This window comes from Streptococcus pluranimalium, assembly GCF_002953735.1.
In the GTDB taxonomy this organism is placed as follows: domain Bacteria; phylum Bacillota; class Bacilli; order Lactobacillales; family Streptococcaceae; genus Streptococcus; species Streptococcus pluranimalium.
This window is the reverse complement of the sequence record NZ_CP025536.1, coordinates 540,365-563,380: the sequence shown is the minus strand read 5'-3', so window position 1 is coordinate 563,380 and position 23,016 is coordinate 540,365. Positions and strand designations below refer to the sequence as shown.

The window sequence follows — 23,016 nt, the reverse complement described above, 5'->3', positions numbered from 1 at the left end:
AAAACCAAGTTCAATTTGAACTTGGTTTTAACAGAAGATATAAATATAATCACATATTCCAGCGTTACTGTGACATGTTAAACGACTATTAACTACTTGAAGAAGTTACGAACTGTTTTGAATTGAGCAATGTTAATATAAAGATAAATAATCGTTAAAACACTCACTGCCAAAATTGGTGAAGTCTGGGTAAATGCACTTATAAAGAAAATAATAACATAAAGCGTCGGTATAAGTGATGTACTCAAGGTTATGAAAATCTCATAAGCAGTTTCCTTCTCAGCCTGTAACTCTCCCTCATTCATCTGCATTCCATTATCCATAAGAGATTTCTTGTCTTGTAAAGCTGAGACATTGGTTCCTCGAAGTTTGTTATATAACTTAACAGCATAAACTTGACTAAGCACTACTAGAACAATCAATAACAAGTCTAAACCTAGAAGCCAGTACACTTTATTCCAAGCATAAAGCGTCGACAAACATAAAATAGAAAGTAAAATAACCATGCTGATATTTTGCCATATGATGACATGAGATAATCTAATATTGAGCTTGCACTCCCTTTCATCATTATCATCAGAAGATGATTTTTTTAGTAAGGGGAGCTCTTTTTTTATTTTCACCATCATTAAACCTGTAACGAGATTGGTGCTCAAAACAAGTGCTAGCAAACTATAGATACCTATTTTTAATAACCACAACCAATTAATGGTCATAAAGTCAAATCTCAGATAGGTTAAGATTCTAAGAATTATGCCACCAAATAAACCAACTAACATACCTCCTAGCAGCCAGAAATCAAAACTTTTTAACTCACGAAGTAAACGACTATTCTTTTTCATTTTCTCCCCCCTCTAATCGAAAGACATTTTCAACAGGCTCTTTAAACACCTGAGCAATTTTCATTGCAATAACAATTGATGGCGTGTATTCCCCTCGTTCTATCAAACTGATGGTCTGACGCGATACTCCTGCCAGTTTTGCCATCTGGGTCTGATTAACACCATCTCTTGCTCGCAATTCCTTAAGGCGATTTTTTAAGATATATTCCATCTATCTTATCCCTTTCCTCATCTTTCTCCTTCTCCTCCATTCCCTTATATCCGATTTCTTAAACTTATTGGAACACATCATTTTGTTTTTTGACAACGATAATAGTCAAAAATATTATTATTTTTGTCAAAAAGACATGCAAAATAGTCAAAACAAAAAACCAAGTTCAACATGAACTTGGTTTAATCGTCTTATTAGAACTGTTCTGGTACTGCTGCTAATAAGTCAGCCATTTTAGAAGCATCTGATCCTCCAGCCATGGCCATGTCTGGTTTACCACCACCACGACCTGCTACGATAGGAGCAAGGGCTTTGATCGTATTTCCGGCATGGATGTTTTTTGATTTGCTTGCTACAAGAACATTAACTTTTTCGCCAATACTTGCCACAAGAACAAGGACATCAGAGTAGTCTTTTTGTTTCCAGTTATCAGCAAATGTACGAAGAGCACCTGCGTCTGCCACTTCAACTTGAGTAGCAATGTAGCGCACACCTGAGCTTTCTTTGACATCTTTGAAGACATCACCTGCTTGAGCTGCTGCTGCTTTTTCTTTAAGCTCAGCATTTTCTTTTTGAAGCTCACGAACTTGTTCGTTGAGGCTATTCACTTTATTTGGTACTTGATCCATTTGAGGTACTTTAAGTGTCTGAGCAACAGTTTTTAAAGCATCTTCGCGGTCACGGAAGGCTTGGAAAGCTTCTTTACCAGTCACTGCCAAGATACGACGAGTACCTGATCCGATACCTTCTTCTTTAACGATCTTGAAGAGACCAATCTCAGAAGTGTTTGACACGTGTGTACCACCACAAAGTTCGACAGAGTAGTCACCAATGGTAACGACACGAACAACTTTACCGTATTTCTCACCAAAGAGTGCCATAGCGCCCATCTCTTTAGCTTTATCCACATCAGTTTCAACAGTTTGAACGGCAATTGCATTCCAGATTTGCTCGTTGACTTCTGTTTCAAGTTGACGAAGCTCTTCTGCAGTTACTGCTTCAAAGTGAGTGAAGTCAAAACGTAGGAAACCTTCTTCGTTCAAAGAACCAGCCTGAGTCGCATGTTCTCCGATAACATGATGAAGGGCTGCATGGAGCAAGTGAGTTGCTGTGTGATTTTTCTCAACTGAGAAGCGACGGTCTTTATCAATTTCCAGTGAGTATTTTGTACCAGTCGCAAGACTTGCAAGGACTTCAACAGTATGAAGCGCTTGACCATTCGGTGCTTTTTGAACATCAGTCACTTTGGCAACGATATCGCCTTTCTCATTTTTGATGACACCATGGTCAGCAACCTGTCCCCCCATTTCAGCATAGAATGGGGTTTTGTCAAATACCAGAAGGGCTTGACCTTCAGAAACGACTTCTGAACGCTCATTGTCCACAACGATAACTGAAAGTGTTGATTCTAAGCTATCCACATAATAAACAAATTCAGAAGGTTCTGTGATGCCAGCAAGGGTTTCGTTTTGCATACCCATTGAACCACCTTTGACAACCGCCGCACGCGCACGGTCTTGTTGTTCTTTCATGGCTGCTTTGAAGCCAGCATGGTCAATTTTGTAGCCAGCGTCTTCAGCTAACTCTTCTGTTAATTCTACTGGGAATCCATAAGTATCATAGAGTTTGAAGATGTCTTTACCGTCAAGGGTATCCTTACCAGCATCTTTAAGATCAGCCAAAAGATCTTCTAAGTGACCTGTACCAGCATCGATGGTACGAGCAAAGGTTTCTTCTTCGCGTTTAACGATTTTTTCGATAAAGTCTCGTTTTTCAAGAACTTCTGGATAGTAGCTTTCCATGATGCGACCAACTGTTGGAACAAGTTTGTAAAGGAAAGCATCAGTGATACCGAGACGACGACCATGCATAACAGCACGACGAAGCAAACGACGAAGGACATAGCCACGACCTTCATTTCCTGGAAGAGCACCATCACCGATAGCAAAGGAAAGGGCACGAATGTGGTCTGCGATAACTTTAAAGCTCATATTATCGCCATCTGGATCGTAAGTTTTTCCAGATAATGTTTCCACTTCATTGATAATTGGCATGAAAAGGTCTGTTTCAAAGTTAGTTTTAGCCCCTTGGAAAATTGCCGCTAAGCGTTCTAAACCTGCGCCCGTATCAATATTTTTATTTGGTAATTCTTTGTACTCAGAGCGCGGTACTTCTGGATCTGCGTTGAATTGAGACAAAACGATGTTCCAGATTTCAATGTAACGGTCATTTTCCAAATCTTCTTCAAGAAGACGAATGCCAATATTTTCAGGATCAAAGTCTTCTCCACGGTCAAAGAAAATTTCAGTATCTGGTCCAGATGGTCCAGCACCGATTTCCCAGAAATTTTCTTCTAATGGGATAAGGTGATCGGGTTCTACACCCAAAGAAATCCAGCGATTGTAAGAATCCTTATCTTCAGGATAGTAGGTCATGTAAAGTTTTTCTTTTGGAAAAGCAAACCATTCTGGGCTTGTTAAGAGTTCAAAGCCCCATTCAATTGCTTCATCACGGAAATAATCACCGATTGAAAAGTTTCCAAGCATTTCAAACATGGTATGATGGCGAGCAGTTTTACCAACATTTTCAATATCGTTGGTACGGATAGATTTTTGAGCATTAGTAATGCGGGGATTTTCTGGAATAACAGAACCATCAAAATATTTTTTAAGGGTAGCGACACCAGAGTTAATCCAAAGTAGGGTTGGGTCGTTTACGGGAACCAAGTTTGCTGATGGTTCCACGGAGTGACCTTTTGATTTCCAAAAATCAAGCCACATTTGACGAATTGCTGCTGATGATAATGATTTCATTTCTATCTCCTTTTTTGAGGTTGGCGAGTATTGTCTATACAAGACATCAATAGCGTTCTAAACGTTTAGACAGAACCAGATGATGATTGGGCTGTATTTTGTTCTTTGACATAATCAATGGCAATCACTAAAGAAATAACTAGGTCGCTATAAGCTTTATCGTAGATGTCCACAGTGTAAGTAAAAGTTAGGTAACTTAAATTTTGGCTAATAGTAGCAATCTCATGGCCACCTTTTTGTAAGCTAAAATCCCAATCCCAGATATTTCCTTTGACAGTCATGTCCAAACCTTGGACATGATAACGGGATTTCAAGAAAGTCAATGCCTTCTTGATCGTAAAGCTAGTACCATCTGCTAAGATAACCTCAAATTGCGGTAAAAAGCAAATCGGTTTCTTTTCAATTCGACTGACTTCTTGACCCTGCATATCTGATATCGTAAATATTTTGGGGATTTTGAGAAAGGATCCTTCAACTTGATAGCTTGGCAAACCTAGGTCATCAGAGATTGTAAATCAACCTCCTATGAATAGGAATTTTTGTTTCACTTGAAAGCTCTTCATAGGATTTCCTCCTAAAAATAAGACAAATCCACCAAACGAAGGGCGAAAAACCGCGGTACCACCTTCATTCAATGAACTTGTCATTCTCTTTAATATGTCAAATTGTACTAAAGTAAGTAGCAAACTTTTCAAACTTCACTGATTCGCAGCAACCATCAGCTTTCTGAAGAAGATTTTAAAAAGTTATTCTTACCCTTTACATTATAATGATTTTCAAGCTTCTGGTCAAGAAGGACTATTTCGAAGCGCTTGATGACGAACCTGTTGTCGCATTATAGTTTGCCAAGATATTGCTAAAACTCTTGTCTTTGATTTTGACATTAGCTTTTTCAAGAGCAGCTGCGATAACCTTATTTTGGAAACTTGAATCAGCTTTTTTCTCATTAAGAATCGTTTCGGTTAAACGTTTTTTATAGGTTTTCCAATCTGAATTCTTAGCTTCTTTTTTCGTTGTTTTAACAATGTAGTATGTTGGCTGATAAGTTGTCATATCAGTTGCTTGAACGACTTCTGACGTCTCACCTTCTTTTAGTTTGAAAGCAGCGTCTTTAACTTCCGTTGGTAAGGTGTTATCAGATGAGTCAAATTTATAGTCAATCGTTTTCTCAGCTGAGTTTTCCTTAGCAATCTTCGCAAAATCAGCACCTTCAGCTTTTACTTGTTCTAGAGTTGATTTTGCTTTTTTCTCATCGTCCAATTTGATAACTTGTGTGGATACTTCCGGAGAGTATTTTTCATAAGCTTTTTGATAGTTGGCATCTGTAAGTTCTTTTTTAGCTGCTTTTTCTACAGCATACTCAATTAATTTCTCAACACGGATTTGTTGCTTGTAAGTTTCTTCAGTCATTCCGGCAGATGTTAAAGCCGCTGAGAAATTCGAACCATAAGTGTCAACCTGCTTATTGTAGGCTTTGGTTACTTCTTTGTCACTAACATTTTTACCGTATTGCTCTTCAAAAACACGTTCTAAAACAAGGGTTAGCATAGCTTGTTGCCCAGCAGTTGTATCCTTTGCTTGTTTATAAAAATCAGAAACTGTAATAGCATCACCCTTCATGGTAACAAGGTTATCCTTAGGGCTAGCTTCTTGTGAACAGGCTGCTAAAGTCAAGATAGACATCAAGGTAATAACACCTGTGTAAAGTTTTGTTTGTTTTTTCATTTTAAATAGAACTCCTTTAAAAGAGAGCTAATCTCATTTGGATTACTCTCACTCTCATTAACAGTTTACATTATAGCATAAGTTATCTTAATTGTGACTTAATCTGCAAGAATGACTTCATCATCATTTTTTCTAAGCATCAAAAGACCATCACTCATAGGAATCAAGCTAGCTGTTAGCCCCGGATGTTTGAGTGTCTTATCAAATAAACGGTGCAATCCACGGTAAATTGTTCTTTGACCACGACGAACATCTTCTATTGGCTTTGCAATGTCCCCTCCTTGGAAAATATCATCAAAGATAATAATGCCACCTTTTTTAACATGCTTGAGAATCTCCGGCAAGAAAACAATATACTTAGATTTAGCTGAATCCATAAAGACAAAATCATAGTCCTGATCTAAATCATTGATAACATCAACCGCATCCCCCTCCAAAAGGGTAATTTGCTTACGACTATCGTATTTATCAAAGTTTTCCTTGGCTAGGCTAATCATCTCTGGATTACGATCAATGGTTGTGATTTTTGCTTTTGGTGCAAATTCTGCCATTAAAAGTGCTGAAAAGCCAATTGCTGTGCCAACCTCTAAGATATTTTTCGGCTCCAAAGACTGCATTAGCAAACGGAAATAGGCAACAACTTCGTGCTGAATAATTGGGATATTATGCTCATGGGCAAAAGCTTCGATTTCTGCTAAATGACCTTGATTTTCTAATAAGTGACTTCGCATATAATCGACAACCTCTTCTTTGACAACAGGACGTCTCATATTGTGATTTGCATTTTGTGAATAACTTTCTACCATAGGCTTAGTATATTTTATGCCTAGGTAAATGTCAAGGAAACCGATACCTCTACTCTTTCCAACTATAACTTTACAAATCTGAACAACGTTAAAACTCAAGAAACTTTACGAGTTAAAAATAAATCACTTTGATAGAAATGAATTGTTATCAGAGTTGGGCATCTCTTACTGAGCTAATACATAAGAAATCAATTATTCCTCTCTCTAATAAGCTTCGGCTATTTTAAACGCGAAGTGTTACTACAATATCTAAGTACTAAGGTAATATCACTTTTAGGAACTTCTTCTACTTTAGTCATATTAACGAATGAGTTTGTTCTCACTTTCCTTTCTTTAAGTAGCTAGGCAGTATACCATCAATTGCACTTTGATGAAAATAGGCTCTATTTGCGATGTTCTCTCCTATTGTATCGGTTAGCTAGTCTTTTGAATTAATTTGCAAACAAGACACTGAGACCCAGACAGCTCGAACGGTTTAATGAACTGGTTGAGATTAGAAATAAAACAGGCAAAGCTTGTCCCATAGCACACGGAAAAGTTGAAAACTCAAAGCTTAACGGCGAGATTGTGAGTTCCAGCTCGAGGAGACAAAATGCAAAGAGTACTAAAATTAATTCAAAAACTATCATAATTAGTAAGTCCCAAACACTAGATAATACACTAACTTTATCATTTATATACTTTTCCGTTCTAATCTACATTTCGCATCCCATCCTTATCAGCTAATAAAAAACTTGAGTACTCATTGTACCCAAGTTTTTTTATGTGATTATAACCATCGACACTTTTAGGTTTACTTTATTTGGAAACCTGTTTACCGAGGTATGCAGTCATCGTTAGGGCTAAGATATATAAGAAAATGAAGACGCTCAGTGTAACAATGTAACTTCCAGTAGCGTCAAAAGTGACTGATAGTAGCATAGGTCCAAATAAGGCAGCCATGGCCCATGCTGTCAGTATATAACCATGAAGCGAAGCCAACTCTTTGGCACCATAGAGATCACTAAGGTAAGGAGGAATAAGTGAGAAACCTGCACCATAGCACGTCATCAAAATTGCCATTGCAAAGACAAAGAAGAATGGAGCAGTCAAGAAGATAAGACTAATGGTCATAATAATATTAACAACAAAAAGAATGAAGTAGGTAAGGGGGCGGCCGATATAATCTGACAAACTCGCCCAGAGAAGGCGTCCAAAGCCATTAAAAATTCCCATAAGGCCGACCGTTACTGCTGCTTCTTTTGCTGACATTCCTGATAAATCTTGAGCCATGGGCGCAACTACAGAGATAAGTCCCAAACCGCAGGCAATATTGATGAAGAAGACTAACCAAAGGATGTAGAAAGTTTTGGTTTTTAAAGCCTCATTAGCTGTCAACCCCGTCATCATATCTGCTTCAGCTGTATTCTTACTAACTAAAGCTAACTGCTTCGATTCTTCTCTTGTCGGTCGTTTAATAAATTGCGACACCACAATCATCACTAGAAAATAAATGGCTCCCAAGATGTAGAAAGTTTCAACTAAACCCTGATGATCAATCAAATACTGTGCAATTGGACTTGTCAATAATGATGCAAAACCAAATCCCATAATAGCAAGCCCTGTCGCCAGCCCTCTCTTATCAGGAAACCACTTAATAATCGTCGACACTGGTGTGATATAGCCTGCACCAAGTCCAAGCCCCCCAAAAACACCATATCCAAGATAAAGAAGCCACAATTCTTTTCGATCCACAGCAAAACCTGTCATGACTGTTCCCAATGCATAAAGCACAGCTGAGATAGAGCCTGTCACACGTGGTCCAAACTTTTCAACCAGCCTTCCCATAAAGGCCGCTGACATCCCCAAACAAAAGATAGCTAGTGAAAAAGCAAAGGCAACAGCTGACTGACTCCAACCACTTTCAGACATGATTGGGTTACGATAAACACTCCAAGCATAAGTGGAGCCTAGCATCAAATGAAGAATGACTCCACAACAGGCAACAAGATAACGATTTGTTTTTTTCACAACAATTCCCAACCTCTAGATATATTTTTATTATTTGTTAGGATTTTATGCTATCACGTTCTGTTTTTTTAGTAAAATAATTTGTTTTTTATTTTTAAAAACGAACATTTTAAATGAAAATTTTTAAAACATCTGTTAATTCACTGATTTTTCGATTATGCTCATTTTCACCCTGTGTCAGATTAATTGAACTAATGCCAGCCTTAAAAGCTAGATCCATATCTAGTTTTCGATCCCCAATATAGACAATATCTCCTTTAACTAATTGGTACTTTTCCACTAGATAGTCTATAGCTTGTGGATGAGGTTTTCGTTTAAAACCATTTGCAGAGGTAATGACTTCGGTGAAATAGGCAGCAATACCTAATCTTTTCAAAACCGATGCTGTCGTTGCCCCTTTATGAGTATAGATAAAATTTTGGATTTTTTCTTTTCTTGTCCATTCCAGAACTTCTATCGCACTTGGCATAAGAACAATGCTATCATCACGCGCTACCTGCTCCAAGGCTTGCTTTTTCTTTAAATCCTCAAAAGAAATGCCATATGCCTTCTCCAAGTCTAATAATAAATCACCTGTCGATTTTTCTAAAATATACTTTTCCACAGCGACTCTATCAAATGGTAAATGAAAGTGTTGATAAGTAACTTCCAAAGATTCTAAAATAGCTGGATAGGAATCTACTAACGTGCCGTCAAAATCCCAGATAAATGTTTTCTTAGTCATTTTTTGTTCTCCAATTCAATCCAATAACGAGCAATGGTTTGTCCAGCCATGTGTGAGCTAGGATAATCGTCTTCTAGCATGATCAAGTTTTCTAAAGAACCACCTACCTTTTCAATGGTTCGCCGACTGGCTAAATTATCCGCATGTGCTGTTATTAAAACCTTTAAAATCCCACGCTTTTGATATTTTCCTAAAGCAAATGCTAGCAAATCAATCATGATACCTTGTTGACGGTATTTTGGTGAGGTAACATAGCCTATATGCCCACCTGCTCTTGCTAAATCGCCTTTATCAATCTCCCAACGACAGGAAATTTTTCCAAGTATTTCCCCTTTATCAAAGGCAAAATAGGTGGTTTGTGTGGACCAATCTGGATTAGTTGTTTCTGTTTCTAAACGCTTCGAATTGTTGACAAAACTAGCAAAATCTGTGACTTTTTGAGTTTCAACAAAAGGATTTCCCTCTTGCTTTTCTTCTAATAGTAAATCTTGAAAGGCTCTAAAAGCAGTCTCATCCTGCAATGAAATCGTCCGTATTTCCATAATCATTCTCCTGATTCAAAAAATAAATCAACCTGTGGGTATTAAAGAAGAGGTTGGACAAAAGCCACCCTCTTCCATTTCTTATCTGACATTTATAGCGATATAGTCATAGACTCCATCTAGCATGGTTTTGATAACGCCTAAAGAAAAGAGGTTAAGTGGAATCACCGAGCATTTTTCAACTTTCTCATGCTAGAGTTACTCTTATTCCCTAAAAAATCGGTCTATCTTAATGGCTGAATCCTGCTTCACCCTCATGTCAATTCTTTCTTGATGACCATCATCTGACTCCAGCACTAAAGACATCTGATGCACCTCTGAACTTGAGGTATTCCCTTTCCTGCGTTTTTCTAACCAATCACCAATAATAGCACCCTTGAGTTGATCTCTTCCCAAGGTAGCATAAGCTCCCACACCAGCAACTGCACCTTTCGATACACCTGGTCCAGAATATGGCAAAGGGGGATTAAAAGTCAATTTGATAACCGTAAGCTCCTTCTCAGGATGTCCTTTGAGATAGAAACGATCCTTTTTCTTTTTTAAAATCGTCACTGGCTTCTCTGCTTTTTTCAAAACAAGCGATTGGTCTTTAAACAGACTTCCAAATATTAAACTTATCATGACCAATGGTCCTCTTTTTCTTGTCCTTAACGGTGGCTGAGCTTGGTAACTAAGTTTTCCAATTCTTCTAAGCGTTCTTCAAAGACTTTGAAGGCCCCTTCAAGGTAATCAGCACTAGTCATATCAACACCTGCTTTGGCAATGACGTTAAGTGGATAGTCCGAATTACCAGCTTTGAGATAGTCTAAGTAGTTATCACGGTCTTTGTCTGTTCCATGAACAATACGATCTGCTAGGTAAGAAGCAGCCGCAAACCCTGTCGCGTATTGATAAACGTAGAAATTATAGTAGAAATGTGGGATACGAGCCCATTCAAACTGAATCTCATGGTTGTCCTCAGCTGATAAGCCATAATACTTCTCATTCAAATCAGCATAAGTCTTATTGAGGAAGTCGCTGGTCAAGACTTGCCCTGCTTGATCAGCTTGGTGGATAGCTAGTTCAAACTCAGCGAATTGTGTTTGACGGAAGATTGTTCCTTTAAATCCATCCAAATAATGATTGAGAATAGCAAAACGTTCTTTATCATCAGTCACTTCTTCTAAGAGAGTTTCGGTCAAAATATTTTCATTAGTCGTTGAGGCAATTTCAGCTAGGAAAATACTGTAATCCCCATAAACATAAGGCTGATTCTCACGTGTAAAGGTCGAATGCAGACTATGGCCTGTTTCATGAATAAGGGTGTAAAGATTGTCTAAAGTATCTTGCCAGTTGAGCAACATAAAAGCATTGGTATCGTAAGAACCGCCTGAATAGGCACCCGAACGTTTCCCTTTATTAACATGTACATCAATCCAACGCTCTGAGAAAGCACGGTCAACGCGGTCGCTATAATCTTTACCAAATACCGTTAACACTTGACGTGACTTTTCAAGAGCTTCTGGATAAGTAATCGCCATATCATGCTCTGACAGTGGCGTATAGACATCGTACATTTTGAGGTCATCCAGTCCTAATAGCTCCTGACGAAGTTTCATATAGCGATGAAGAAGCGGTAAATGCTTATTGACAACAGCTAACAAAGTGTCATAGGCAGACTCAGGAATAAAGTTTGCTGAAAGTGCAGCTTGGCGAGCAGACTCATACCCACGCACTTTAGCCTTGTAATTATGCACCTTAACGTTGGTTTGAAGGGTTTTAGCATAAGTATGCTGGAACTGCTCATAAACACCATAATAGGCTTCATAGGCACCCTTACGAACCTCACGATTTTTAGATTCCATAAGGCTGATAAAGTTACCATGGGTTAATTCGACCAATTCTCCTTCATCATTGGTTACCCAAGGATAGGTGACATCAGCATTATCAAAAATAGAGGAGGTTTCAGCTGCTGAACCAAAAATTTCAGAGGCACCAGCTAGTAATTCTTCTGCTTCTTGGGACAAGACATGGTCTTTAGCTGCCAACAATTTTTCAAAATAATGGTCATAAGCAAGAAGGCCTGGTTCGTCAACTTTATAGTTTTCCAGCTGCTCTTTGGTGATAGCCAAAAATTCTGGCTCATAAAAGGCAAAAGTCTGACTATAAAGAGATGATAAGGCCGTCGCCTTGGCTTCCATCTCTTGATAAACTGCGATTGTCGTATCTTGGTCATTTTTCATGGAAGCATAGACGTATAATGTCTCTAAACGACGCATCAAAGCTAAAGCATTTTCCGTAATATCCAACAAGCTTTTAGCTGAATCCAAAAGGTGCCCCGCATCATTTTGAGAAGCTTTCAAATCGTTTTCTAAGGCTTGACGTTCCACTTCCCAAGCTTGATCTGTCTCAAAAATAGTGCTTAAATCCCAAGTTTCTTCTTCCTTCAGATGGCTACGGTTATCTGTCATGACAATCTCCTTGTTTGTTTTTCTACCATTTTATCATAAAAGATTGGCGAATATAGGGTCTGAACCGTTTTCACCCCTTGATTTTTATAATAAGCCTCAAATGCCTTAAAATAACGGACAAGCTCTTTTGGATTAGGATAATTCTGACAGTTGACACGAGCTGGCTTGATTTGTGGAAAAAAATAGTCCATTTCTTGTGTTAACAAGTTTTCACCACGCTGATAAGCTTGTTCCTGCTCTTTTAACCACCTGGGGTTTTTATAAAAAAGTTGTTTTTGGACGAAGTTTTGAGGATCTGGCATGCAAGAAGAAGACAAACCTTGTAGTTTCATTTTTTGAAAAGGAAAGCATAATAATGTCATAATATCATCGGAAAAAGAGCATGATTTTGTTAAATAGACCAGTTCACCGTTTAATTTTTCATGAATTAAAAAATGTAATCGTAACTCCGCCTTAGTATTATCCAACTCCCAGAAATAGAAACCCAGTCGCTCGTTATAAGAAAGAACCTCTCTCTGAAAGGAAGACAAACGTTTCTTCAACCATAACTTCTCTCCAAACAACCATATCGGATAAAGACCTTGTTTGTGATAGGAATCCGTTCTCTCTTTCAGTTTTTGAGCACTGATGGGAGAACATTGCACTTCCAACACTAATTTGGGCCTTATAAAAATGTCTGCTATCTGTTGATAGTTAGTAAAGTATTTTTCAATTTCAACCTGATGACAACGAGACAAAGATCCAAAAAGTTTAGCTTTCAAGGATAAATGTTCAGCTGATTCATTCTCAAAACTAAATCGACAAGCTTTTGTTGAAAGATGAGCAAAATGCCATGCTTTAATCGCTCCTTTTTTAAAACGAACCGGTCCCAAACAAGCAGGACAAAAGTACTTTTTCTCAGTCATATCAGCATCAAATGCCCTGACCAACTGACCACTAGATGTTTTGGCAATTAACATAAACTCCCCCTTACTATCTGTCTATTCGAAAAAAGCATTGCCAAAATGACAATGACTTTCTTATATTTTCGAGAAAAGTTCAACAAGTTCCTTTTTTTCTAACGGTCTATAATGTCCAACAGGTAAGTCTCCCAAGTCAAAGTCTCCAAAAGCAATTCGTTGCAGATAAACAACTTTAAGCCCATAAGCCAGAAACATCTTCTTTACCTGATGAAATTTCCCTTCTCTGATCCTTAATTTAGCCTTACTTAAGGTCGGACTTGATTCTAATATGTCTAAATCCGCTGGTTGACATGTTGTTCCATCTAAAAAAGTGACACCTGCTTTAAAGAATTCTGGCGCATCAGTATCTAAAAATCCATTCGCCTCAACGACATAAGTCTTTGTCACATGATGTTTTGGATGCAACAGTCGAAAACCAAGGGGGCCGTTGTTGGTAAGCAAAACCAACCCTTCGGTATCACGATCCAAGCGCCCCACAGGGTACAGACCTTCCTTTCGGTCTTTAGGAGCAATCAAATCAAGTACCGTCTGGTGATTCTGATCCCTATTAGCTGTCACGACACCTGCTGGTTTATGCAAAAGATAATAGACTAAGGAATCATCATCAACTCTTTTGCCCGAAACCCTAATATCTTGAACCCTAGCATCAACGATTTGGCTAGCTTCTATCACCGTGATACCATCAATACTAACTTGTCGGCTTTTTAATAATTTTTTGATCTGATTACGTGAACCAAATCCTTTTTTTCCTAATAATGTATCTAAACGCATAAGCATAGTTTACCATAGTTTTTGATATTCAAAGGCTATCATTAGTCATCTCTAACTTTTAATGATATACTACTAACTAGTAACACAAAAAGGAGAATACTCATGGGACTTTTAGTAGACGGTCGATGGCAAGATCAATGGTACGATACTAAATCAACGGGCGGTAAATTCGTCCGCTCCCAAGCTCAATTTCGAAACTGGGTAACCGCTGATGGCAGTGCAGGACCGACAGGTAAAGAAGGCTTCAAAGCTGAATCTGGTCGCTACCACCTTTACATTTCGTTAGCCTGTCCTTGGGCTAGCAGAACACTTATCATGCGAAAACTCAAGGGTTTAGAAGAGCACATTAGCCTTTCCATCGTCAATCCTTACATGCTTGAACATGGCTGGTCTTTTGAAGATTATCCGGGCGTTATTTCTGATTCCCTCTTTAATAACCAGTACATGTACCAAGTCTATTTAAAAGCTGATCCCAACTATTCTGGCCGTGTCACTGTACCAGTCCTTTGGGACAAAGAGACTAAAACCATCGTCAGCAATGAATCCTCTGATATCATCCGCATGTTTAATACTGCTTTTAATGACATCACAGGAAATACTGATGATTATTATCCAGAAAATCTTCGCACTGAAATCGATCATATCAATGAATTTGTATACGACAAGGTCAACAATGGGGTTTATAAGACTGGTTTTGCTACGGAACAATCCGTCTATGAAAAAGAGTTACAAAACCTCTTTTCTGGACTAGATCAGTTGGAAAACCGTCTAGCTTCTCAAGACTGGTTGGTTGGCGACCGCCTAACAGAAGCAGATATCAGACTCTTTACAACCCTGGTCCGATTTGACCCTGTCTACTTTGGTCACTTCAAATGCAATCTCAAACGTCTAGTGGATTATCCAAACCTATGGGAATATACCAAACGTATCTACAACCTGCCAGGGATTGCAGAAACCGTTGATTTCGACCATATCAAAACGCACTATTATGGCAGCCATAAGACCATCAATCCTAACGGTATTATCCCTACCGGTCCAGAGATTGACTGGACTCTTTAAAATATAATAAAACCCAGCCTGTTCATTCAGACTGGGATCTTTTTGATTAAGCTAATTTGCTTGCTGCCGCTTCATCGGCAATGACAATAACATCATTATGATTTTGCAAAACACTACCTGGCAAGTCTTCGGTAACTGGTCCATCTACCATTCCTTTAATAGCATCAGCTTTTTCTGAACCAAAAGCTAATAAAACAATGGTTTTTGAGGACATAATAGAAGCAATACCCATAGACATAGCCTGTTTTGGTACTTGTTCAATACTGTCAAAGAAACGGCTATTAGCTTCAATAGTTGAAGGTGCTAAATCGACAATATGAGTCGTCTCATCAAACGGTGTCCCTGGTTCATTAAAACCAATATGACCATTACGACCAATTCCTAAAATCTGGAAATCGATAGGATTTTCGATAATAATACGATCATAATCTTTAGCTGCAGCTTCTAAATCCATAGCTTTACCATCGGGCAAATAAGACTTTTTGAATGGTTTAGCCTCAAAGAGGTGCTGCTTCATAAAATAAGCATAAGACTGGTCATTCGTTTCATCTAGTCCTACGTACTCGTCAAGATTAATACTAGTCATTTGCGAAAAATCCAAATCAGATTGACGAATTTCTTCATAAAACGTTTCTGGGCTTGATCCTGTTGCTAAGCCTAGGGTTTCGATACCTTGAGCCATTTTGTCTTTTAATAAGGTAAAAGCAATTTTACCACCCTCTTGGGCATTTTTTACGGTAATGACTTTCATCTTTTTCCTCCCTATAATTGGTCTATATCAATTTACACCTCTAGTATATGGTATATACCAATTTTTGTCAAGTGAAGAATTTCAACCCTATGACTAAACAAATAAGGTAAGTAGTGTTACAATAAGAATGCTATTTCAAGACAAGACTATAAAATAGTTAAGGAGACTTATGAATACTAAGGATTTTGATTTTGATTTGCCAGAAGAGTTAATCGCACAGACCCCTCTCGAAAAACGTGATAGTTCTAAACTTCTGGTTTTAGACCCCGTAACAACGGAAATGACCGACACGCACTTCGATCACATCATTGACCAGCTTAATCCTGGAGATGCCTTGGTCATGAATAATACGCGCGTCCTACCAGCTCGACTTTATGGCGAAAAACCAGATACCCATGGTCATGTTGAATTTCTACTCTTGAAAAATACTTCTGGAGATAACTGGGAAGTACTAGCTAAGCCTGCCAAACGTCTTAAGGTTGGCTCAACTGTTTCTTTTGGCGATGGACGCCTCATGGCAGAAGTGATTGAAGAGCTTGAGCACGGTGGCCGCATCGTTCGCTTTTCTTATGATGGGATTTTCCTAGAAGTGTTAGAAAGTTTAGGAGAAATGCCACTGCCTCCTTACATTCATGAAAAATTAGATGATCGCGATCGCTACCAAACTGTTTATGCTAAAGAAAATGGTTCTGCTGCTGCCCCTACTGCTGGACTTCATTTCACACCAGAGCTCCTAGAAAAAATCGAAGCCAAAGGCGTTAAATTAGTCTATTTAACACTCCATGTCGGTCTTGGAACTTTTCGTCCTGTATCAGTCGATAATGTCGATGAACACGAGATGCATTCGGAATTTTACCAACTCAGCCAAGAAGCTGCCAGCACACTCAATCAGGTCAAACAGGAAGGTGGTCGAATTGTTGCCGTTGGGACAACATCCATCCGTACCTTAGAGACCATTGGGAACAAATTCAACGGCAAGTTAGAAGCTGACTCTGGCTGGACTAATATCTTCATCAAGCCTGGGTATCACTTTACTGTCGTGGATGCCTTCTCAACCAATTTCCACTTGCCAAAATCTACTCTAGTCATGCTGGTAGCAGCCTTTGCTGGTCGGGACTTTATACTCGACGCCTATAAGCATGCTGTTGAGAATAAATACCGTTTCTTTAGCTTTGGGGACGCCATGTTCCTCAAACGTTCTTATAAAGAAGACTAGTGTGAGCATCAAAAAACGAAGTTGGATAATTCAACTTCGTTTTTTAGATTTTTCTATGAATGGACTTGTAAACCATTCATATTAACACGATGCCACTGGTTTATCACATAGGCAACTTGAGTTAATTGATTATAACCATATGGATTTATCTCTTCTGAATTTTCATCAGACCCTCCAAGATAACGGGTATAAAGAGCAACCATATAGGGATTCTCCTCCATCACAATAGCATCAATATTCAAGGCTTCACGAACATAGCCAGGCTTCTGATAGACTTGAACATCAGGCGATAGATAGGTTTCATAGTATTGTCCAGGAAATGACTGGTCAATATAGTAAAGAATATCTTTATATTTCTTTTGATGATGCCATAGGTAATCTAAGACTTGGATATAATAATCAGTTGTTGTCTTGTTACCTTCGCGTCTAATCGTTTTTATATTGGCTTTTGATTCACCATAGCGCCCCAATTTCTTATAAGCCTTGATCATCCCTCCAAGTCGTTCTGCTAGAGCATAAGCTGGGGTATTTTCAGAATAGACAAGCGAGTACTCCTGCATTTCAGGAATTGACATAGCCCCATTAAATGCAGCGACGTAAGAATCGTGTTCTGGCTTATACTCGTAGGTTGTATCCGTAATATCAAACCGATCTGTCATGGACAACTCACCTTTGGCAACTTTATCAACAACTAACATATTTAGTGGTAATTTATAAGTTGAACCAGCTGTCATTGCCTGTGTATCATTTAGAGCATATGTTTTACCAGTTGTTAAATCCTTATAAGAAAAAGCAATATTAGTATGATCTATGCCTTGAAAATCCATGTAAGCTATGACTACTTCTGGAAGAGTCATATGGGCGTAATCAAAGGTTAGACCGTAGGTAGCCATGATACCAGAATCAGCTAATTGTGCGGCATCTTTTTCCTCTTGACTTTTTTCAACAAAAGTTATTTTCTGAGGACGACTATCTTTCTTTTTTACTTTTTGTTGGTGACGCTTTGATGATTTGACCTCTTGCTTCCACTTATTGTCTTTAGGAACAAATAAAGGTCTAATATAATCTTCAAAACCAACTATGAGCAATAAGATGAAGCTTATCAAGATAGCGCCTAATAGCACTTGATTAATACGTTTTAAATTCACAATTGTTCCCCTAACCTCTAATTATTATAAAGGAAAATTAACATTTTTCAATTGTTTCGAGAAAATTTTTACCAATTTTTCAGTTTTTCCATAAGAAGTTTAAGAGACAGTAAAAATTGAGATTAAGTTCTTTTTCTATTGAAGATAGCCTTAAGTGCACTGTCTGTATGTTAATCGTTCTTAACAAAAGAAATAAAAGTATTTTCAGATTTTGAAATCCAATAAGATGAAGTGTTTTGACAAATTTTTATAGCCATTCCGTTTTGAAGTAACACAAAAAGAGCAGGTCTCCCTGCTCTTTGATATAGATTATTTAGCTGCTTTATAAAGTTCGTCAACTTTGTTCCAGTTGATGATTTCAAAGAAAGCTTTGATGTAGTTTGGACGTACATTGCGGTAGTTGAGGTAGTAAGCATGCTCCCAAACATCAAGTCCTAGAATTGGTTTTTTACCTTCCATAAGTGGGGTGTCTTGGTTTGGTGTTGATGTTACTTCAAGTTTGCCGTCAGCATCAACTACTAACCAAGCCCAACCTGAACCAAAACGCGTTGTCGCTGCTGCAGTGAATTTTTCTTGGAAAGCGTCGAATGAACCAAACGCTTCATCAATCGCTGCTTTCACATCTTCAGTGATTTCTGTTTTTTCTGGTGAAAGAAGCTCCCAGAAAAGGGCATGGTTAAGATGTCCACCACCATTGTTGATCAATGCTTGACGAATGTTTTCTGGAATGCTGTTGACATCTGACATGAGCGCTTCAAGGTCTTCCCCAATTTCAGGATGTTTTTCCAAAGCAGCATTGGCGTTATTGACATATGTTGCATGGTGTTTGTCATGATGAAGTGTCATTGTCTCCGCATCAAAATGTGGCTCAAGTGCATCGTAAGCATATGGAAGTTCTGGTAATGTAATTGCCATGTTAGTAACCTCTTTCATTTATTTGATACTCTTATTCTATCGCTTTTTGAGAATGCTTTCAAGAAGTTTGTTTAGTCATTCTAGCAACTGTTCGCTTGAGAAGTTTATGCCTTTGTTTTTTGATTGGTCATGATTTTTAAGAGGGCTACTTCAAATAGGTATTCTTTATCAAACACACCTTGTTTGATTTGATAATCGGTTTCGATCAGATGAATAAGTGCCTTCTGTAAAAAATGAAGACTGAGTGAACTAGAATCTCTGAGTGCAAATTTCACTTGATAGGGATTGATTTTACGTCCCATTAAGTCAGATAATTCTTGAACGATATCTTGCTCTGTTTTTCCTTGCTTGGCTAATAAGTTAACTTGCAAGAACATCCGAAATTGCCCTAAAATGACAGCGATGAGTTTGACATCATCCTCTCCCTGCAAGCGTAAATCACGGACCAAATCACGAACGGCATCAACCTGGCGATTTAAAATCAGTTTTGTTAAATCAAAAATGTTATCTTGAAGCGTTTTTGGAATAGCTTCTTGAATATCTTCAACTGTGATTAACCCTTGTTTTTTATAGGTTTCTAAAAAAGACATATTTTTCAAGCTATCAGAAAAATCAAAATTAGATTTGACTAATAAGGCTTCTAGTGCTTCAGCTTCAAAATGAAGGGCATGATTTTTGGCATACTCTTGTAGATAAGTCCTAAGTTCATTTTCTTTCAGAGGATTAGCTTCAAAAATACGAACATCTCTCTTTAATAACTTGACGAGTCGACTACGACCATCTAACTTTCCTGGAGCAAAAATAATGAGACGTGTTGTATCAACAGGATTTTCCACATAAGCTTCAAACTGCTTAAGCTCCTTGTCTGAAAGGTAAGATTTTTTAGCCGTTGTCAGATCTAAAAATTGATCCAAAATAACGACTTTTTCTTCCGCAAAAAAGGACAAACTCTCCAAATCCATAGCCGCAGTGCTATAAGGAACATCACTTAAATCAAAATAAGCCATGTTTAAATCCGCTGGGTCATAGCCAATTTGCCTGAGCAAAAGATCCTTCAACTGGCTATACTGTCCTAAATCCTCACCTGCCACTAAACTGATTGGTGGTAATCCTTTTAAGCTTAATTTTTCAATTTCTTCCATTGCAATCATAGACTAATTGTAGCATAAATGAAAGTAGGTAGCACTTTTAAAAAGGCATAACTTGTTTTATGTCAACTTTTTTACTTTATTGACTACCTATTTCCTTTTAGATGAAATGGTTTACGATTTCAATCTCTTTATTTAGTTTCCTTGTTATCTAGTTGATTCTTGACCATCATATATAAATCTTCTACCTGTCGCTCATAATCACGACGAACTGTTATTTGCCTCTCATCTAACTCATCCATCAAGCGATAACATTCAGCTTGGAATTGCTCTTGATTACTATCCATCTCGTATAGATATAACTGAGCTTCTTGAGGTATGTCGAGTCCTTGACCTATGATGACTTGATACACATGTTCTCTAAGCCTATCTGTTGTACTCATAAACTCCTGATAATTATCTTCTAAATTATCTCTTAGTTGGCGAATGTCTCTCAGGTTCTCTTCATATTGATCATCTAAGTCTTGAAGTTTGCGTCTATCTACCATATTTTTCTCCTAATTTACAGGACTCTTTAAATTTGGCTGGGGCAGTTGAGTGAGAAAATCAGTAGCATTCTGTGCGGCTTGGCCTTCTAGACCATCAGTGATGTTGGTATTGTAAGTAGAAGTATAAGATTTTAGGTCTTGAGCATCTGCTTCTAAGATCTTTGACAAACTGCTCCCTTTGCTTTTAATATTGGTCAAAGCCGCAGCAACAATTGCTTTTATAGCAGCCCTTTCTTGTTTCTTCAACATCTCATCTAATGGTAATTTTAAGTCATTTGTCATGGATGAGTTACCTCCTTCATTACGCTAAATTAGCAACTATGTCTTCACTTAATTCTTGATCTACCGCTGTTAGATTTTGAGCAACATTAGTAAGATTAGCTGTAAAGGTCATCAATTTTGTTTGGTACTGTTGAAGCTCTTCGATATTTGCTGTCTCAATTCCTTCATTCCATACAGTAGCCATGGTGATCTCTGAGGTTAAACTATCAATCTCTGCTGGATTCAAATGTAAGCCTATTGAAAATGCTGAAGAAATGGTTGAAGCAGAGATTTGATCAATAGTTTCTTTCATATCGCTAATATGACTTTTAGCAACTTCAACTTTTTCAGAAATATCCGCTTCGGCTAACTGCGCTGCCATATAAATCAGTTCCGTCCTTAACTTGATACGTTGGCTACCTGAGGAAGCTTGGATTTTTCCGTGGTAACTTGATATATTATTCCGACTCCATGCAATACCCTCTTTTTTAGCCGTATCGATAATCTCTTGGTATTCTTTTTGAAAATCATCATAAATTTTTTTAGCTTCGGCTACTGTCATAGCAATCCCCAAACCTGCCAAGGTAGCAACTAATTTCTTAGCATCACCAGACATAACTCCGGCGACTTGTTGATAAAGATTGTCCGAATCGTAATGATCACCTAAAAGTTTCTTCAAATACTTCTTTTCTAGCTTTGCTAAATCTTGTCCAGCTTTTAATAATTCTGGATGATAAGTTTCTGAAGCAACTAAAAAATTGCCATAACTATCCATTTGAAATGCTCCAAAATCATGTGAGGAACGGCTATCAAAGGTGGAGGTATACTCACTTGGCACAATCACGTTAACTTTTCCGAATTGCTCATCCCAAGGTTTTTCTCGATTTAGCATGCTGACCATATCTAAAGGATTCACATAGTAAGTAATATGCTTTCCAGCTTCCCTAATCTTGCGAGCAGTGACGCCATCCATCTTAGCCAAGCTATCTGATACATCTGGACCATTAAACAGGACCACTTCACCAACTGACTCTAACTCTTTGTAACTAAGATTCGCGACCGCTTGAGCAGAGACAATCGTCCCTAAGGAATGACCAGTGACATTCATAACAGCATCTGGCGCTTGAGCGTTCAATTCAGTTATTTTTTCTTTCATGGCTTTGTGAGCTAACTTTGCTTGTGGAACATACTGATTACCTACTGCAAATCTCGCATTGTTACCCAACCAGTCGTTAAGAGTTTCAAGCCGTATCCCATCACTACCTCGAATGGCAAAATAAGTCTGTTTGGTACTACTGTCAATCTTTTCAGTATCAGACAAGTAGTAAGTATTGAAGCCTTCTTTCTCATCCGTCAATAGTCCTTTCTGATAAGTGCTGGTAACATACTTCTCTGTGCGATAACCGCCGTTAGGATTGGGGACTTGAAGCGATGTTGTTTCCTCAACGGTCGTCAAACTTTTATCGGGCTGAAGGTAAACAACGCCATCATTGGGAAGATTTGAGCCGCCTTGGGTAACAGATTTCTTGTACGTAACATCTTTAGAAAAATTAAATTCAATTGAGTAGACATTGCCTAATCTCTTTTTATCTGCTTCGCCTAATCTAGCATAATCAAAAACTAGAGGTCTACCAGTATAAGTACTTTGTGATAAATTAGCAAAAATATTTTCAAATGTTTCTAAATTCCAATTAGTCAAATACCTGACCTCCAATCCTTAATTGCTGAGCTAAACCTATAGATTCCATATTCACTTTATGATTTTCATATAAGTATATATCTACTCCCCAGCTAGAGTTTGCTATATTGTTAAATCTACCATAAATACTTATATAATGTTCTGTTTCATTTAAAAAAGAAGCTTCATCCCACCTCACATCATCCCAATCAATCTGAACAGATTCTATCTTGTCATTTTGCGACTTGACAAAATCGATGATTTCCTGCTCATGTTCCTTAAGATAGGCGAGTTGCTTGTCTTTTGTCGTCATCTTGTCTTGTTTTACTTCTGACTTGTTGGTGACTGCTGACTCTTTTTTTGATGAGTGTAACATTTGAAAACCTCCTAATATCAGCCCTAAACATACCATCAGGACAATCCATTTTGTTATTTTTTTCATCCCTTGCCTCCTTTACTGTTATATTAACATTTAAACACATAAAATTGAGAGTTT

Annotated in this window: 23 protein-coding genes; 2 read left to right on the top strand and 21 right to left on the bottom strand. The window is 38.0% G+C overall.

The window, feature by feature from the left end:
- Positions 1-92: 92 nt before the first annotated feature.
- From C0J00_RS02905 to C0J00_RS02845, 13 genes are all read right to left on the bottom strand, one after another.
- Positions 93-842 carry a DUF3169 family protein gene (locus C0J00_RS02905; protein ID WP_104967483.1) on the bottom strand — a complete coding sequence of 250 codons (750 nt, stop codon included), beginning with the start codon at positions 840-842 and terminating at the stop codon, positions 93-95.
- Positions 829-1,053, bottom strand: coding sequence for a helix-turn-helix transcriptional regulator (locus tag C0J00_RS02900; protein WP_104967482.1), 225 nt, complete (start codon positions 1,051-1,053; stop codon positions 829-831). Before C0J00_RS02900 ends, C0J00_RS02905 begins: the two co-directional genes overlap by 14 nt.
- 194 nt (positions 1,054-1,247) lie before the next feature.
- Positions 1,248-3,866 (bottom strand): alanine--tRNA ligase, encoded by a 2,619-nt coding sequence (alaS, locus tag C0J00_RS02895; RefSeq protein WP_104967481.1) that lies wholly within the window; start codon positions 3,864-3,866, stop codon positions 1,248-1,250.
- Between the two features lie 65 nt (positions 3,867-3,931).
- Positions 3,932-4,375: an LURP-one-related/scramblase family protein gene (locus C0J00_RS02890; RefSeq protein WP_233995885.1), complete on the bottom strand. Its 444-nt coding sequence runs from the start codon at positions 4,373-4,375 to the stop codon at positions 3,932-3,934.
- A 289-nt stretch (positions 4,376-4,664) separates the two neighbouring features.
- Positions 4,665-5,591 carry a peptidyl-prolyl cis-trans isomerase gene (locus C0J00_RS02885; protein ID WP_104967480.1) on the bottom strand — a complete coding sequence of 309 codons (927 nt, stop codon included), beginning with the start codon at positions 5,589-5,591 and terminating at the stop codon, positions 4,665-4,667.
- Positions 5,592-5,689: 98 nt separating this feature from the next.
- Positions 5,690-6,397 (bottom strand): O-methyltransferase, encoded by a 708-nt coding sequence (locus C0J00_RS02880; protein ID WP_104968814.1) that lies wholly within the window; start codon positions 6,395-6,397, stop codon positions 5,690-5,692.
- Between the two features lie 798 nt (positions 6,398-7,195).
- On the bottom strand, positions 7,196-8,407 hold the full coding sequence (locus C0J00_RS02875) for an L-lactate MFS transporter (RefSeq protein WP_104967479.1): 1,212 nt from the start codon (positions 8,405-8,407) through the stop codon (positions 7,196-7,198).
- Between the two features lie 109 nt (positions 8,408-8,516).
- Positions 8,517-9,131, bottom strand: coding sequence for an HAD-IA family hydrolase (locus C0J00_RS02870; protein WP_104967478.1), 615 nt, complete (start codon positions 9,129-9,131; stop codon positions 8,517-8,519).
- The gene (locus C0J00_RS02865; RefSeq protein WP_104967477.1) at positions 9,128-9,673 is read right to left on the bottom strand and encodes a GNAT family N-acetyltransferase; all 546 of its coding nucleotides are present in this window, start codon (positions 9,671-9,673) and stop codon (positions 9,128-9,130) included. Before C0J00_RS02865 ends, C0J00_RS02870 begins: the two co-directional genes overlap by 4 nt.
- 204 nt (positions 9,674-9,877) lie before the next feature.
- Complete coding sequence (locus tag C0J00_RS02860; RefSeq protein WP_233995860.1) at positions 9,878-10,294, bottom strand: hypothetical protein; 417 nt, start codon at positions 10,292-10,294, stop codon at positions 9,878-9,880.
- Between the two features lie 26 nt (positions 10,295-10,320).
- Entirely contained in the window at positions 10,321-12,123 is a 1,803-nt protein-coding gene (gene pepF / locus C0J00_RS02855) for an oligoendopeptidase F (RefSeq protein ID WP_104967476.1), read from the bottom strand.
- Positions 12,120-13,082 (bottom strand): competence protein CoiA, encoded by a 963-nt coding sequence (locus tag C0J00_RS02850; RefSeq protein ID WP_104967475.1) that lies wholly within the window; start codon positions 13,080-13,082, stop codon positions 12,120-12,122. The genes pepF and C0J00_RS02850 overlap by 4 nt, the downstream gene beginning before the upstream one ends.
- Before the next feature lie 60 nt (positions 13,083-13,142).
- Complete coding sequence (locus C0J00_RS02845; protein ID WP_104968812.1) at positions 13,143-13,856, bottom strand: pseudouridine synthase; 714 nt, start codon at positions 13,854-13,856, stop codon at positions 13,143-13,145.
- Between the two features lie 102 nt (positions 13,857-13,958).
- On the opposite strand from C0J00_RS02845, the gene C0J00_RS02840 reads away from it, so the two are divergent.
- Positions 13,959-14,915, top strand: coding sequence for a glutathione S-transferase family protein (locus tag C0J00_RS02840; RefSeq protein ID WP_104967474.1), 957 nt, complete (start codon positions 13,959-13,961; stop codon positions 14,913-14,915).
- Positions 14,916-14,961: 46 nt separating this feature from the next.
- Here C0J00_RS02840 and C0J00_RS02835 read toward each other — a convergent pair whose 3' ends face one another.
- Positions 14,962-15,666 (bottom strand): glucosamine-6-phosphate deaminase, encoded by a 705-nt coding sequence (locus C0J00_RS02835; protein WP_104967473.1) that lies wholly within the window; start codon positions 15,664-15,666, stop codon positions 14,962-14,964.
- A gap of 169 nt (positions 15,667-15,835) precedes the next feature.
- Here C0J00_RS02835 and queA point away from each other — a divergent pair, with 169 nt between their 5' ends.
- Positions 15,836-16,882, top strand: coding sequence for a tRNA preQ1(34) S-adenosylmethionine ribosyltransferase-isomerase QueA (gene queA, locus C0J00_RS02830; RefSeq protein ID WP_104967472.1), 1,047 nt, complete (start codon positions 15,836-15,838; stop codon positions 16,880-16,882).
- Positions 16,883-16,935: 53 nt separating this feature from the next.
- Here the strand turns inward: queA and C0J00_RS02825 are convergent, their stop codons facing one another.
- The 7 genes from C0J00_RS02825 to C0J00_RS02795 all read right to left on the bottom strand — a co-directional run bounded on the left by C0J00_RS02825 (position 16,936) and on the right by C0J00_RS02795 (position 22,962).
- Positions 16,936-18,030 carry a serine hydrolase gene (locus tag C0J00_RS02825; RefSeq protein ID WP_104967471.1) on the bottom strand — a complete coding sequence of 365 codons (1,095 nt, stop codon included), beginning with the start codon at positions 18,028-18,030 and terminating at the stop codon, positions 16,936-16,938.
- A gap of 309 nt (positions 18,031-18,339) precedes the next feature.
- Entirely contained in the window at positions 18,340-18,945 is a 606-nt protein-coding gene (gene sodA / locus C0J00_RS02820; RefSeq protein ID WP_104968811.1) for a superoxide dismutase SodA, read from the bottom strand.
- 104 nt (positions 18,946-19,049) lie between these two features.
- Complete coding sequence (holA, locus tag C0J00_RS02815) at positions 19,050-20,096, bottom strand: DNA polymerase III subunit delta (RefSeq protein ID WP_104967470.1); 1,047 nt, start codon at positions 20,094-20,096, stop codon at positions 19,050-19,052.
- Between the two features lie 128 nt (positions 20,097-20,224).
- Positions 20,225-20,581 carry a hypothetical protein gene (locus C0J00_RS02810; RefSeq protein ID WP_104967469.1) on the bottom strand — a complete coding sequence of 119 codons (357 nt, stop codon included), beginning with the start codon at positions 20,579-20,581 and terminating at the stop codon, positions 20,225-20,227.
- A gap of 9 nt (positions 20,582-20,590) precedes the next feature.
- The gene (locus C0J00_RS02805) at positions 20,591-20,863 is read right to left on the bottom strand and encodes a hypothetical protein (RefSeq protein ID WP_104967468.1); all 273 of its coding nucleotides are present in this window, start codon (positions 20,861-20,863) and stop codon (positions 20,591-20,593) included.
- Between the two features lie 19 nt (positions 20,864-20,882).
- Positions 20,883-22,541 carry a cutinase family protein gene (locus C0J00_RS02800; RefSeq protein WP_104967467.1) on the bottom strand — a complete coding sequence of 553 codons (1,659 nt, stop codon included), beginning with the start codon at positions 22,539-22,541 and terminating at the stop codon, positions 20,883-20,885.
- Entirely contained in the window at positions 22,534-22,962 is a 429-nt protein-coding gene (locus tag C0J00_RS02795) for a lipoprotein BUG3 (RefSeq protein WP_104967466.1), read from the bottom strand. Before C0J00_RS02795 ends, C0J00_RS02800 begins: the two co-directional genes overlap by 8 nt.
- Positions 22,963-23,016 lie beyond the last annotated feature (54 nt).

Bases quoted from the DNA above. Each gene is read 5' to 3' on its own strand.
- C0J00_RS02905 (WP_104967483.1), bottom strand. From the start codon at position 842: ATGAAAAAGAATAGTCGTTTACTTCGTGAGTTAAAAAGTTTTGATTTC.
- C0J00_RS02900 (WP_104967482.1), bottom strand. From the start codon at position 1,053: ATGGAATATATCTTAAAAAATCGCCTTAAGGAATTGCGAGCAAGAGAT.
- alaS (WP_104967481.1), bottom strand. From the start codon at position 3,866: ATGAAATCATTATCATCAGCAGCAATTCGTCAAATGTGGCTTGATTTT.
- C0J00_RS02885 (WP_104967480.1), bottom strand. From the start codon at position 5,591: ATGAAAAAACAAACAAAACTTTACACAGGTGTTATTACCTTGATGTCT.
- C0J00_RS02880 (WP_104968814.1), bottom strand. From the start codon at position 6,397: ATGGTAGAAAGTTATTCACAAAATGCAAATCACAATATGAGACGTCCT.
- C0J00_RS02870 (WP_104967478.1), bottom strand. From the start codon at position 9,131: ATGACTAAGAAAACATTTATCTGGGATTTTGACGGCACGTTAGTAGAT.
- C0J00_RS02865 (WP_104967477.1), bottom strand. From the start codon at position 9,673: ATGGAAATACGGACGATTTCATTGCAGGATGAGACTGCTTTTAGAGCC.
- C0J00_RS02860 (WP_233995860.1), bottom strand. From the start codon at position 10,294: ATGATAAGTTTAATATTTGGAAGTCTGTTTAAAGACCAATCGCTTGTT.
- pepF (WP_104967476.1), bottom strand. From the start codon at position 12,123: ATGACAGATAACCGTAGCCATCTGAAGGAAGAAGAAACTTGGGATTTA.
- C0J00_RS02850 (WP_104967475.1), bottom strand. From the start codon at position 13,082: ATGTTAATTGCCAAAACATCTAGTGGTCAGTTGGTCAGGGCATTTGAT.
- C0J00_RS02845 (WP_104968812.1), bottom strand. From the start codon at position 13,856: ATGCGTTTAGATACATTATTAGGAAAAAAAGGATTTGGTTCACGTAAT.
- C0J00_RS02840 (WP_104967474.1), top strand. From the start codon at position 13,959: ATGGGACTTTTAGTAGACGGTCGATGGCAAGATCAATGGTACGATACT.
- C0J00_RS02835 (WP_104967473.1), bottom strand. From the start codon at position 15,666: ATGAAAGTCATTACCGTAAAAAATGCCCAAGAGGGTGGTAAAATTGCT.
- queA (WP_104967472.1), top strand. From the start codon at position 15,836: ATGAATACTAAGGATTTTGATTTTGATTTGCCAGAAGAGTTAATCGCA.
- sodA (WP_104968811.1), bottom strand. From the start codon at position 18,945: ATGGCAATTACATTACCAGAACTTCCATATGCTTACGATGCACTTGAG.
- holA (WP_104967470.1), bottom strand. From the start codon at position 20,096: ATGATTGCAATGGAAGAAATTGAAAAATTAAGCTTAAAAGGATTACCA.
- C0J00_RS02810 (WP_104967469.1), bottom strand. From the start codon at position 20,581: ATGGTAGATAGACGCAAACTTCAAGACTTAGATGATCAATATGAAGAG.
- C0J00_RS02805 (WP_104967468.1), bottom strand. From the start codon at position 20,863: ATGACAAATGACTTAAAATTACCATTAGATGAGATGTTGAAGAAACAA.
- C0J00_RS02795 (WP_104967466.1), bottom strand. From the start codon at position 22,962: ATGAAAAAAATAACAAAATGGATTGTCCTGATGGTATGTTTAGGGCTG.